Source organism: Lolliginicoccus lacisalsi (assembly GCF_014841105.1).
In the GTDB taxonomy this organism is placed as follows: domain Bacteria; phylum Actinomycetota; class Actinomycetes; order Mycobacteriales; family Mycobacteriaceae; genus Lolliginicoccus; species Lolliginicoccus lacisalsi.
Genome location: NZ_JACYWE010000009.1, coordinates 159,557 through 171,353, shown reverse-complemented (window position 1 = coordinate 171,353; position 11,797 = coordinate 159,557). Strand labels below are relative to the sequence as shown.

The following is an 11,797-nucleotide window of genomic DNA, read 5'->3' as shown; positions in this document are numbered from 1 at the left end:
TCAAAAACGATCCCGAGTCGCATCCATCATGTCAGGCTGCTCCCTGCCATGAAGAGAATCACAGCAAGCCTCAGCGCCACCGTTGCCACTCTCGCCGCCTCCGCCGCGCTCGCGAGCCCCGCATCCGCCAACGCGCCAGCAAGCTTCGAGCCCTGGCTCCAGCGCTCCGCCGCCCAATGCTCCGGCATCAGCGCCAGCCTCCTCGCCGCCCAGATCCAGGCGGAGAGCGACTTCCGCACCGACGCCGTCAGCCGCTCCGGCGCCATGGGACCCGCCCAGTTCATGCCGGGCACGTGGGCGATCTGGCGCACCGACGGCGACGGCAGCGGCACCTCCGACCCCTACAGCATCCCCGACGCCGTCATGGCGCAGGGCCGCTTCATGTGCCACCTCTACGGACAGACCTCCGCGGGCGTGCGCAATGGCACCATGCGCGGGTACGCCCTCGACCTCGCCCTCGCCGCCTACAATGCCGGGCTCGGCGCCGTCCAGCGCGCTGGCGGGATGCCATCCGGCGGCGAATACAGCACCCAGACCCAGCCCTACGTCGCCAAGATCAAGGCGCTCGAGCCGCGCTACCGCTACCTTGATGGTGGCGCCAGCCCGCTGCACCAGGCCGGCCTGGACTTCGGCTCGCTCGCGGGACTGCCCTTCTAGCGACCCTCGATCGCCGTGGCTCCCTCCCCTGCGTCAGCGCCCAGCCGGACCCGACCCGGCTGGGCGCTCCTCGTCGCGAGCAGCATCGCAGCACTCGCCCCACCCCGTGCAGGAGACAAGCATGCACCAGCAACAGCCTCGCTTCGGATGCTTCCTCACGCCGAGCGCGAACGACACCGGCCTCGTCGCGACCGCTCGGCTCGCGGAACAGCTCGGCCTGGATCTGATCGGCATCCAGGATCATCCCTATCAGCGCCGGTTCCACGACACCTGGACGTTGCTGAGCTTCCTGGCCGCGCGCACGGACCGGATCAGCCTGTTCCCGGATGTGGCGAACCTGCCGCTCCGCCCGCCCGCCATGCTGGCAAAGGCAGCGGCGTCGCTGGATGTCCTCAGCGGCGGGCGGTGCGAGCTTGGCCTGGGCGCGGGCGGCTTCTGGGAGGCCATCGAGGCGTACGGGGCCGAGCGCCGCGCGCCCGGTGACGCCCTGGCGGCGCTGCGGGAGGCGATCGAGGTGATCCGGCTGATGTGGTCGCCCGATGGCTCGGCGCGGTACGCGGGCGAGCACTATCACCTCGCAGGAGCCAAGCCCGGTCCGGCGCCCGCGCACGCGATGGGGATCTGGCTGGGCGTGCTGGGGCCGCGCGCCCTGCGGCTGGTGGGCACGCACGCGGATGGCTGGGTGGCGTCGCTCGGTTTCGCTCCGCCCGAGTCGCTCGCGGAGCGGCACGCGCGCATCGACGACGCTGCCGCTTCGGTCGGCCGCGATCCCGCTGGCATCCGGAGGATCTACAACGTGGGGGGCGATCTCGAGCTGCAGGAGTACGTGGACCTGCTGTGCGACCTGATCGCGAACCATCGGATGGACACGATCGTGCTGGGCGTCGATGGGCCCGATGGCCCCTCGGTGAGGCTGCGCTGGCTCGCCGAGGAGGTCATCCCGCGCGTGCGGTCGTCACTGGGCTGAGATCGTGACGCGGTGCTCGCTGAGGATCGATACCCGGTTGAACGCGTTGATCGTGATCAACGTCCAGTTGAGCACGGAGACCTGGGCCTCGGTGTAGTGCTCGGCGGCCGCGGCGAAAGCGGCGTCGCGGCGGGACTCGTCCTGGATGCTGGTGACGGCCTCGGCGAGCGCGAGCGCGGCCCGCTCGCCCGGCGTGAAGACGCCTGCCTCGCGCCACGCGGGCAGGACGGTGATGCGGCGCGGGTCCTCGCCGTTGTCGAGGGCGGCGCGCGCATGCACGTCGAGGCAGTAGGCGCAGCCATTGATCTGGGAGGCACGGAGATTGATGAGCTCGATGAGCTTTCGGTCGAGCCCGGCCTCCTTGGCGGCGGTGCGCACGGCACGGGCGGCGGCGACGTAGGCCTTGAAGATCTCGGGATGCTGCTTGTCGAGCAGGGGGCGATCCATGGCGAGCTTCCTCCAACTGGTTGACGGGTCAATTTTATTGGCACTACACTCGGCTTCATCGCAGCATGCTGTGACGCGCACCACAACCACGGAGGATTCATGAAGCTCGCCGTCATCTACTACTCCGCCACCGGCCACGGCACCACCATGGCCACCATCACCGCCAAAGCGGCCGAGAACGCAGGCGCCGAGGTCCGCGTCCGGCATATCGCCGAGACCGTGGACCCCGCCGCGTTCGCGCAGAACCCCGCATGGACGGCCAACCACGAGGCCACCAAGGACCTGCCCGCCGCGAGCGGAGCCGACATCGAATGGGCCGACGCCGTCATATTCGGCTCCCCCACCCGCTTCGGCAACGTCACGGGGCAGTTCCAGTCCTTCATCGACAGCCTCGGCGGGCTCTGGGCCCAGGGCAAGCTCGCCAACAAGGTCTATGCCGGCTTCACGTCGAGCCAGACCACGCACGGCGGCCAGGAAGCAACCCTGCTGAGCCTCTACACCACGATCATGCACTTCGGCGGCATCATCGTCGCCCCCGGGTACACCGACCCCCTGAAGTTCGCCGACGGCAACCCCTACGGCGCCAGCCACATCACGGGGCCGGATAACACCAACGAGCTCAGCAACGAGGTCACCGCAGCGCTCGAGCACCTCGCGACCCGCGTCGTCGAGATCGGCGGCAAGCTCGCCGGATAGTCCCGGCCCACCCGGGGCTGGCCCGCATCACCGTCGCTGCGGGCCAGCCTCGGGCGCTCTCCGGTCACTGGTCGTAGTCGACCTCGACCTGGTGCGTGGTGGGCCGCGCCTGGCACGTCAGGATGTAGCCCTCCTCCACCTCGTCGTCGGTGAGCGCATAGCGGATGTCCATCTCCACCTCGCCGTCAAGCAGCTTTGCACGGCACGTCCCGCAGGCCCCGCCCATGCAGGCGTAGGGAGCATCGCCGCCGGTCTGCAGCACGGTATCGAGAACCGTCTCCGGCCCCGAGCTCACGCCGTTGTAGAGCTCCCCGTCGATCTGCGCGGTCACCGAGGCCACCACGCCATGCATGGCGGACGGTGGCGGGGCCGTGGCGAAGCACAGCTCCGAGTGGATCGCGGCGCGATCGATGCCCTCGTCCTTGAGCTCCTCGGTGGCGCGGTCGATCATGTCCTGCGGCCCGCACAGGAACCACCCATCGACGGTTTCGCTCCCCGGCCCGGCGCATTCCGTGATCTCGCGGGCCTCCAATCGGCGCATCCGTACGGTCTCGAGCTCGCCGTCGAGCGCGGGCTCCTTGCCGCTGGTCAGGAAGTGCACGATCCGGAGCCGGCCCTCGAACTTCTCGGCGAGCGTCGTGAGCTCGTCGGCGAACATCGTCTGCGCGCGGGACTTGTTGCTATAGAGAAGGGTGAACCGGGCATTCTCGTCGCGCTCGAGGGTGGTGGTGAGCATCGCGAGGATGGGGGTGATGCCGCTGCCCGCAGCGATGGCAACGTAGTGGCTTGCCGTGGCCGATGGGGCATGGTCGAGGGTGAAGCGGCCCGACGGAGGCAGGACGTCGAGGACATCGCCGCGGCGGGCGCTCGAGACCAGATGGTGCGATACAGCGCCCCCGGGAATGCGCTTGACGGCGATGCGCACGCGTCCTGAGTCCACGGAGGAGCAGATCGAGTAGGTGCGGCGGTGCCGCTCCCCGTCCACGGTCACCTCAAGGGTGAGGTGCTGGCCAGGAACGAACGCGAACTCATCCTTGGCGTCCTCGGGGATGTCCAGCGTCAGCGCCACGGAATCGTCGGTCAGCGGCTGGACCTCGCGAACGGCGATCGGGCGGAACTCCGCCCGCGACGCGGATCCTTCCTTGAGGTTGTGGGTGATATGCCGCCAGGCGCGATACTCGTCGGGCGTGAGCTCCGTGCCGAAGGTCTTGGTGATCGCGACATCCGCATCGAGGTAGCCGTCCTCGTTACGCCTCCACGCGGTGATGTAGCGATAGAACGGGATGGCCGGATGCAAGTGGTGCACGAGGTGATAGTTCTGGTAGAGCAGCGCCGGGGTGAGCAACCATTCCATGCCGACGCGGACGCGGGTGGCGCGGTAGCGGTTCTGCTTGTGCGTCGCCTCGAGCCCGTGGTGGGGCAGCCAGTCGAACCACCAGGCGAGGGCGGTCAGCGCGAGGCGCTGCGGGATGATGTACATGACAAGCAGGTACCAGCCGAGCCCCGAGACGATCAGCGCGCCGTAGACCACGGCCGACAGCGCGATCATGAATACCGATTCGGCGACCTCGGTGCGGGGGCGACGGATGATCGGGCGCTCATCCTTGTCGACGATTCCCTTCCAGTGGAAGGCTCGCGGGAGGTAGAACAACACATACCAGACGTCGATCGTGGCCCAGCGGAACGGAAGCTGCCACCACGGGCCGTGGCTGGTCCAAGCGTCCGGATCCTCCGTCATCGGCTCGTTGGTGTTGCGGTGATGCTCGATGTGGATATAGCGGATCAAGGGGAACGAGGCGTAGCTGGCCACGAACGGGACCGACAGTCGGCCGAACACCTCGTTGACCCAGGTGTGGCGGCTCACGGCGTGGTGCGTGGCATCGTGGAGCACGGTGAACATGGTGAAGTTGACGACCGCATGGAGCGGAATGGTGATCCAGGCGCTCACCCCGGCCCCGAGCAGGAGCCACGCGACGAATGCCCACCAACCGATGCCCGCTACCCACAGCATCACCGTGGGCACGGCGATCACGGGCAGGGGGATGCCTGGATCTGGCACGCCGTGGCGGGGCGCGGGGACCTCCGGCTGGGAGGGCGTCGCTGATCCACTGGCTCCGGGGGGCGCCAAGCTGCTCATGGGAGGCTCCGATCTTGTGGGGCGCGGGGTGCTATGCCTCGCCGATAGTGCGAAACGTACCAAACCCCAGGATCGGCGCACGGACGGATTGTGGCAACCGGTTGAGCGCCAACACCGTGCAGGACTCCCGGAATATGTTGAATCATCAACTAGTTATACGGTTCGAGAGCCACGAGAGGAGCACCCAATGCCTGCCGTCACCGCCAACACGCTCACCCTCCCCCGCATCCACGCCGCCACCGCCCCGGAGTCCGAGCGCGCCGTCGCCTCCGTCACCAGCGGTCCGCGTGGCTTCGAGGGCGAGGGCTTCCCGGTCACCCGCGCCTTCGCCGGAGTGCCCGCCGCCGCGCTCGACCCCTTCATCCATATGGACCAGATGGGCGAGGTCGACTATGCGCCAGGCGAGCCACGCGGCACCGACTGGCATCCCCACCGCGGCTTCGAGACGGTCACCTACATGATCGACGGCCGGTTCCAGCACCAGGACTCGCACGGCGGGGGCGGCCTCATCGAGAACGGCGCCACCCAATGGATGACCGCCGGCTCGGGCGTGCTCCACATCGAGACCCCGCCCGCCGAGCTCGTCGACTCCGGCGGACTGTTCCACGGCGTCCAGCTGTGGGTGAACCTGCCCCGCAAGGACAAGTTCCTCGCCCCGAAGTACCAGAACCTCGAGGGCGAGCAGGTCACCCTCCTCGCCTCCGCAGACGGCGGCGCCCTCGTGCGCGTCATCGCCGGCGACCTCGACGGGCACCGCGGCCCCGGCGCGACCTACACGCCGATCACCCTCGCCCACGCCACCATCCAGCCCGGAGCGCAGCTCTCCACGCCGTGGAACCCCGCGTTCAACGCCCTGGTCTACGTGCTGTCCGGACGGGGCACCGTCGGCGCGGAGGGCCGCCCCATCCGCCAGGGCCAGCTCGCCGTCCTCGGCGCTGGTGATCGCATCACCGTCTCGGCAGCGTATGCGCAGGACAGCAACCGTCCCGCGCTCGAGGTGCTGCTGCTCGGCGGCCAACCGATCCGCGAGCCCGTCTTCCAGTACGGCCCGTTCGTGATGAACACCAAGCAGGAGATCATCGAGGCGCTCGAGGACTTCCAGTCCGGCGCGTTCGGGCACATCCCTGCCGATGGCATCCGCCCCTACCGGGGACGCTGACGAGGGCCCCGCGCCCGGGAGGAATCCGATGGACACCGTCATCAAGCGTGCCGACGACCGCACCACCATCCGCATGGAGTGGCTCACGAGCAGGCATTCGTTCCCGTTCGCGGGCAACTTCGACCTGCACCGCGGCGGCCACGGCGTGCTGCTCGTCAACAACGACGACATCATGGCTCCCGGCGGCAGCTTCGACCGCCACCAGCACAAGGACATGGAGATCATCACCTGGGTCATGTCGGGCGAGGTCGTGCACGAGGACTCCACCGGCAACACCCTGCGCATCCCCGCCGGATCGGCGCAGCGCATGACCGCCGGCAGCGGCATCAGCCATGCCGAGCGAAGCCTGTCGCGCGAGGGCGAGGACATCCACGTGGTGCAGATGTGGGCCGCTCCCGACACCAACGGCCTGCCCCCGAGCTACGAGCAGGCCGACTTCACCAGCAAGCTCGCTTCCGGCGATCTGTTCGTCGTGGCCTCCGGCCTGCCCAAGCATGCCGATGATCCCGGCCTCGGCCTGGCCAACAAGTACGCGGCCCTCTACGCCGCGCGGCTCCCGGAAGGCGCATCGATCACGGTACCGAGCGCGCCATTCGTGCACGTGTACCTCGCGAAGGGAACCGCGTCACTGGGCGACGACACCCTCGCGGCCGGCGATTCCGTGCGCATCACCAGCGGCGGCGGCCAAGCGCTGACAGCAGCCAGCGAATCCGAAATACTCATCTGGGAGATGTACGCCCACTTCTGAAAGGAAACCCATGGCAATCGAGGTCAAGCACAACACCGAGCAGACCCGGTTCGAGATCTGGGTCGATGACGAGCGCGCCGGGTTCACCGAGTACCGCCCGCGCGGCGGCAACCGCGCCTTCATCCACACCGAGATCGCCGACAAGTTCGGCGGCCAGGGCCTCGCGATGCAGGTCATCCAAGAGGCGCTCGATGCCACCCGGGGCGAGGGGCTCGAGATCCTTCCGTACTGCCCGGCAGTCCGGAAATTCCTCACCAAGCATGCCGACTACGTGGCGATGGTTCCCGAGGATCGCCGGGCCGAGTTCGACCTGTAGGAGCACCGGCCTCTAGCATCACCAGCATGGTCTCGGTCACCACGTCGATCGTCATCGATCGCCCCCGCGCTGATGTCGCGCGCTTCGCCGCTAACCCTGACAGGGCAACCACCTGGTACGAGAACATCTCCTCGGTGGAGTGGCTGACCTCGCCGCCCCTCGCGGTGGGGAGCCGCCTCGCTTTCCGGGCCGAGTTCGTCGGGCGCGTGCTCGAGTACACCTATGAGGTAGCGGAATATGTGCCCGGCGAGCGCCTCGTCATGCAGGTCAGCGAGGGGCCGTTCCCCATGCGGACCACCTACGCCTGGGCGGACGCGGGCGAGGGTGCCACGCGCATGGAGCTCACCAACGAGGGCGGGCCCGCCAAGCTCTCGCGGCTCGCCCGGCCCATGATCGCCGCCGCGCTGCGACGCGCTGGCAGCAAAGACCTGCACCTGCTCAAGGCAATCCTCGAGGACGGCGAGCACTAGGCGATCTTCGGACCGCATACTTGAGCGCCGATCGCCCGCGAGGCATCGCGGCGGACTACGGTGGACACCATGCTCGCAGCGGGTGAATACCTCCTTGGCCCTGAGAACCCGGGCCACGGCTCCGACCAGTTGGCGGTGCGGACCTCCCGGGCAGGAGTGGGCGCGCGCGTGGGCCACGATCTGGTCATCAATGCCGCTCAATGGTCCGCGCGGGTCACCGTGCCGCCGAGCGGTCCGGGCGATGCCACGATCGCCGCGACCATCCAGACAGGCTCGCTCGCTATCACGCAGGCCACGGGCGGCGTCAAGCCGATGTCCGCCTCGGACCGGCGCACCACCGAGAAGAACATGCGCGGGGTGCTCAAGCCCCACTCCTTCCCCACCGCCACCTTCACCTCGACCTCGGTAGCCGTCGACGGCAACTCCCTCCAGGTGGAAGGGGACCTCGCCCTGCTGGGGGTCTCGCGGCCCGTCGCGCTCACCGGCACGATCGAGGCGTCCGGCCAGGTCGAGGTGAGCGCCGGGATCCGCCAGTCCCGCTGGGGAATCACGCCCTTCTCGGCATTCCTCGGCGCGCTGCGGCTCGCCGACGAGGTGACGATCGCCATCCAGGGGCCACTCGAGCCGGACGGAGCGCGATAATGGCCCGGAGACCGCTCCTGGTCGCGCTGCCCGCTTCCCCGCGTGAGAGGTGCTGAATGGACGAGCCTGACGCGCTGGCCGTGATGTTCGCCGACGTGAGCGGCAGCACCGAGCTGTACGAGTCACTCGGCGATGTCGCAGCGAGCGCCGTGATTGCCGAGGCCGTCGAGCGCATGGCGCGCGCGGGGGGCCGACACGGGGGCATCGTGATCAAGACCATCGGCGACGAGATCATGGCCCGGTTCGGCAGCGTCGCCGACGCTGCGCAGGGCGCGATCGCCATCGAGGAAGCTATGCGCGCCCCCTTGCCCACCGGGCCACGGCTGCACGTCCGGGTCGGCCTCCACTTCGGCCAGGCGATCGTCCGCGATGACGGTGATGTGTTCGGCGATGCCGTCAATGTCGCCGCGCGCATGGTGGCGCTCGCGCGAGCCGACCAGATAGTCATGTCCGGCGCCAGCGTTGCCCTGCTGCCCAGAGGGACGCCCGTGCGCGTGCGGCTCGTGGATCGCGCCACGGTGAAGGGCAAGAAGGAGCCCCTCGACATCTACCAGGTGCTGTGGGACGACGACACCGATGCGACCCGAATCGTCAGCCTGGGCCGATCCGCCTCCGGCGAGCCCGGCAAGGTGCTGCAACTGCTGTTCCATGGACGGGGCGCCCGCGTGTCCGAGCGTGACACGCCCTTCCTGCTCGGCCGCGGGCAGGACAGCGACCTAGTGGTGGACCTTCCACTGGTCTCGCGCAAGCATGCGCGGATCGAGTACCGGCGCGGCGCGTTCGTGCTCGAGGACCAGAGCACCAACGGCACCTTCGTCGTGACCCACGAGGGAGCCCGGGTGCATCTGCGGCGTGACGAGTGCCCGCTGCTCGGAAGCGGGCAGATCAGCCTGGGCGCGCAGGATGCCGATCACGGTGCTGATTCGATCTCGTACACGGTGCTGCTCGGCGGCTAGCTCGCTCGGCGGCCGCGGCTGGGTGGGCGGCCTCATCTGATGCAAACGCGATAGAAGCGGCGGGAAACCCAGGTGATTTTCTATCGCGTTTAGCGATTCCAGGTGCGTTTGACCGCGCCGCCGAGGCGGTGCCGGCAAGACCGCCGCGCCAGCCACCGACGCGCCAGCCGCCAGCGGCACTCCTAGCGCCCAGCGGTCCACGAGTGTGACCCCTGTCACCATCGCTCGACACATTCCTAGTTGAATGCTTAACTAGTTTTAGTTGCACGCGCAACTACTTGTGTCGATTCAACACTTGCAAGGAGCCACCATGACCACCGCCGTCACCACCCTGCCCCGCCTCAATACCGGAACCTGGACCATCGACCCCGTCCACTCCACCGTGTCCTTCAGCGTCCGCCACCTCATGGTCAGCAAGGTCCGCGGCGAGTTCACGGAGTTCTCGGGCCAGCTCGACGTCGCCGAGGACGGCACCCCCGCCGTCACCGCGCACATCGCGGTCGCGTCCGTCACCACCAAGAACAAGCAGCGCGACGAGCACCTCGCCACCGCGGACTTCTTCGACTCCGCCAATAACCCCACCGCTACCTTCGCCTCCACGGGGCTGCGCGCCGACGGCGATGACCTCTATCTCGACGGCAACTTCACCCTTCGCGGCGTGACCAAGCCTGTCAGCCTCGCCGTCGAGTTCAACGGCGTCAACCCCGGCATGGGGCAGGGCGAGGTGGCTGGCTTCGAGGCCAGCACCACCATCAACCGCAAGGACTTCAACGTCAACTTCGACGCCCCGCTCGAGAACGGCGGCGCCGTGGTGGGCGACAAGGTCACCATCACCCTCGACATCGAGGCAGTCAAGCAGTAGCACGCCCCCGCTACCCCGCCTGGTCCCGCGCGCCACCACCCCGGCGCGCGGGACCAGCGCTTCTCGCTAGGCGGGATGCGCGGATGACACCGTCACGCGACCGCCGTCGCGAGCACCTCGCGCTCGAGCCGCCGGTAGCTGGCCTCCATGCCATCGGCCATGCCGGTGCCCAGGATCATGTCTCGCAGTTCCACGCTCGGATAGGTGATGACCAGCGTCATCAGCGTGCCACCCTGCACCGTCGCGAGGGTCATCTCGTTGACCGTGCCGTCCCCGGGCGCTCCGATCATCCGCTCGGTGGTCACCATGCGGTACGGGGCCGCCGCCTCGAGCAGCTCGCCCTCGAATCCGAACCTGTTCCCGCCATTCCCGGCCTCTTCCCATTCGTACCGGTAGCGCTGTCCGACGTTGATGGCGACCTCGCAGACGGGCATGGTCCAGCCATCGGGGCCCAGCATCCACTTGCGCACGAGGCCCGCCTCGGTGTGAGCGCGCCACACGTCCTCGATCGGGCCGCGGATGACCCTGCTGATACGCACCTTCGTGTCGCTGAGGATCTCCGTGCCGGTCGCGCGGCCAGCCGCGAACGAGGAGAGATCGGCGAGGACCGCGTCGACCTGGCCCATCGCTTCCGTCATGCCTTCGTCCATGCCCATTTCGAGGAGCTTCTCGAGCTCGTCGAGGGAGTGGAAGTAGCTCACCGTGGTGACCCGCGATCCTTCATCGGTGCCTTCGAACGTGAATCGCATGCGCACGGTCGGCAACTCACTGTTCGGGGTGCCGTCGGCGTGGGCGAATCGGTCGTTCACTTCGAAGAAGTGCCGGGGCTGGACGGATTGCCATTCCCACAAGCCGTGGTAGACCTCCCCTTCAGGCCCGGTCATCGTGTACACCGACCGGCCGCCGGGCGCGGCATCGTGGCGGGTGAATTGCGCTGGATAGCTCGGCGGTCCCCAGAATCGCTCGATCTGCCGCGGGTCGGTGTAGGCGTCCCACAGGCGCTCCAGCGGGGCGGCGAAGTCGGCGACGATGGTCATCGTGAGAGCTTCCGTGTCGCGGTCGACAGTTGTGATGGGCATGGCGTTGCCTTTCGATTCCACTGGATCAGTCGATGTCCTCGGCGAGGAGCGCGTCGAGTCGCTCGATGCGGCCACGCCAGATTTGTTCGTAGCGGCCGAGCAGCACCTGCGCCCGCCGGATTGCCTCGGGGTTGCCGCGGACTTGCCGCTCGCGGCCTTTCGGGTGCTTGGTCACGAGCCCAGCTCCTTCCAGCACGGCGACGTGCTTCTGCACCGCGGCAAACGACATGTCGTACGCCGCAGCGAGTTCCGACACCGTGGCCTCTCCGGCCAGCGTCCGGCGCAGGATGTCGCGGCGCGTCGCATCGGCGAGGGCCCGGAAGATCCGGTCGACCTCGTCGTCGGATAGCTCGGCGGCTCCCGCGCTCGTATGTACAACCATACGGTTGTATGTTACTCCGCGGCCGGGATTTGGCAAGGCCCCCGTAGCAATGGGGCGGCCGCGCGCTGGCGCGCCGATGGGCAAGCAGTGATCGCCATAAGGCGCCAGAGGAACGCGAGCCGTCCACAGGTACGGTCAACGCCATGACGCAGCCGAGGCGCGCCCGCCCGATCCCGCTGCCGCGCGCGCTGCCAGCGATGCCGCCGTGGCCCGCGCTCGCTCGCGCGGCGACCGTGCTGGCGATGCTCGTGACCGGCGGCCTTGGCGTCGCTCTCGCCG

General features: G+C 68.5%; 14 protein-coding genes. 10 read left to right on the top strand and 4 right to left on the bottom strand.

The genetic code is table 11. The features are described 5' to 3' along the window. The first annotated feature begins 48 nt into the window (after window positions 1-48). Together HT102_RS14405 and HT102_RS14400 are read left to right on the top strand one after the other, a co-directional pair. A complete protein-coding gene (locus HT102_RS14405; RefSeq protein ID WP_192040128.1) occupies window positions 49-657 on the top strand; it encodes a lytic transglycosylase domain-containing protein in 609 nt (202 codons plus the stop codon). 121 nt (window positions 658-778) lie between these two features. Next, entirely contained in the window at window positions 779-1,624 is an 846-nt protein-coding gene (locus tag HT102_RS14400) for an LLM class flavin-dependent oxidoreductase (RefSeq protein ID WP_192040127.1), read from the top strand. Here HT102_RS14400 and HT102_RS14395 read toward each other — a convergent pair. Then, window positions 1,613-2,071: a carboxymuconolactone decarboxylase family protein gene (locus tag HT102_RS14395; RefSeq protein WP_192040126.1), complete on the bottom strand. Its 459-nt coding sequence runs from the start codon at window positions 2,069-2,071 to the stop codon at window positions 1,613-1,615. The two genes, HT102_RS14400 and HT102_RS14395, sit on opposite strands and share 12 nt — an antisense overlap. A 99-nt stretch (window positions 2,072-2,170) precedes the next feature. On the opposite strand from HT102_RS14395, the gene wrbA reads away from it, so the two are divergent. After that, window positions 2,171-2,767, top strand: a complete 597-nt coding sequence (wrbA, locus tag HT102_RS14390) for an NAD(P)H:quinone oxidoreductase (protein ID WP_192040125.1) — start codon at window positions 2,171-2,173, stop codon at window positions 2,765-2,767. Window positions 2,768-2,831: 64 nt separating this feature from the next. Here the strand turns inward: wrbA and HT102_RS14385 are convergent, their stop codons facing one another. After that, window positions 2,832-4,904, bottom strand: a complete 2,073-nt coding sequence (locus tag HT102_RS14385; protein ID WP_192040124.1) for a fatty acid desaturase — start codon at window positions 4,902-4,904, stop codon at window positions 2,832-2,834. Between the two features lie 187 nt (window positions 4,905-5,091). On the opposite strand from HT102_RS14385, the gene HT102_RS14380 reads away from it, so the two are divergent. The 7 genes from HT102_RS14380 to HT102_RS14350 all read left to right on the top strand — a co-directional run bounded on the left by HT102_RS14380 (window position 5,092) and on the right by HT102_RS14350 (window position 10,057). Then, window positions 5,092-6,063 carry a pirin family protein gene (locus HT102_RS14380; RefSeq protein WP_192040123.1) on the top strand — a complete coding sequence of 324 codons (972 nt, stop codon included), beginning with the start codon at window positions 5,092-5,094 and terminating at the stop codon, window positions 6,061-6,063. Window positions 6,064-6,091: 28 nt separating this feature from the next. After that, window positions 6,092-6,811 carry a pirin family protein gene (locus HT102_RS14375; protein ID WP_192040122.1) on the top strand — a complete coding sequence of 240 codons (720 nt, stop codon included), beginning with the start codon at window positions 6,092-6,094 and terminating at the stop codon, window positions 6,809-6,811. A 10-nt stretch (window positions 6,812-6,821) separates the two neighbouring features. Continuing rightward, window positions 6,822-7,127 (top strand): GNAT family N-acetyltransferase, encoded by a 306-nt coding sequence (locus tag HT102_RS14370; protein WP_192040121.1) that lies wholly within the window; start codon window positions 6,822-6,824, stop codon window positions 7,125-7,127. Between the two features lie 26 nt (window positions 7,128-7,153). Beyond that, window positions 7,154-7,597 (top strand): SRPBCC family protein, encoded by a 444-nt coding sequence (locus HT102_RS14365; RefSeq protein ID WP_192040120.1) that lies wholly within the window; start codon window positions 7,154-7,156, stop codon window positions 7,595-7,597. Between the two features lie 69 nt (window positions 7,598-7,666). After that, complete coding sequence (locus tag HT102_RS14360) at window positions 7,667-8,239, top strand: YceI family protein (protein WP_192040119.1); 573 nt, start codon at window positions 7,667-7,669, stop codon at window positions 8,237-8,239. A gap of 56 nt (window positions 8,240-8,295) precedes the next feature. Beyond that, window positions 8,296-9,195 (top strand): adenylate/guanylate cyclase domain-containing protein, encoded by a 900-nt coding sequence (locus tag HT102_RS14355; RefSeq protein WP_192040118.1) that lies wholly within the window; start codon window positions 8,296-8,298, stop codon window positions 9,193-9,195. A gap of 310 nt (window positions 9,196-9,505) precedes the next feature. Further along, window positions 9,506-10,057, top strand: a complete 552-nt coding sequence (locus tag HT102_RS14350) for a YceI family protein (RefSeq protein ID WP_192040117.1) — start codon at window positions 9,506-9,508, stop codon at window positions 10,055-10,057. A 92-nt stretch (window positions 10,058-10,149) separates the two neighbouring features. Here the strand turns inward: HT102_RS14350 and HT102_RS14345 are convergent, their stop codons facing one another. Together HT102_RS14345 and HT102_RS14340 are read right to left on the bottom strand one after the other, a co-directional pair. After that, entirely contained in the window at window positions 10,150-11,136 is a 987-nt protein-coding gene (locus HT102_RS14345) for an SRPBCC family protein (RefSeq protein ID WP_192040116.1), read from the bottom strand. A gap of 25 nt (window positions 11,137-11,161) precedes the next feature. Beyond that, a complete protein-coding gene (locus HT102_RS14340) occupies window positions 11,162-11,518 on the bottom strand; it encodes an ArsR/SmtB family transcription factor (RefSeq protein ID WP_192040115.1) in 357 nt (118 codons plus the stop codon). Between the last annotated feature and the right edge of the window lie 279 nt (window positions 11,519-11,797).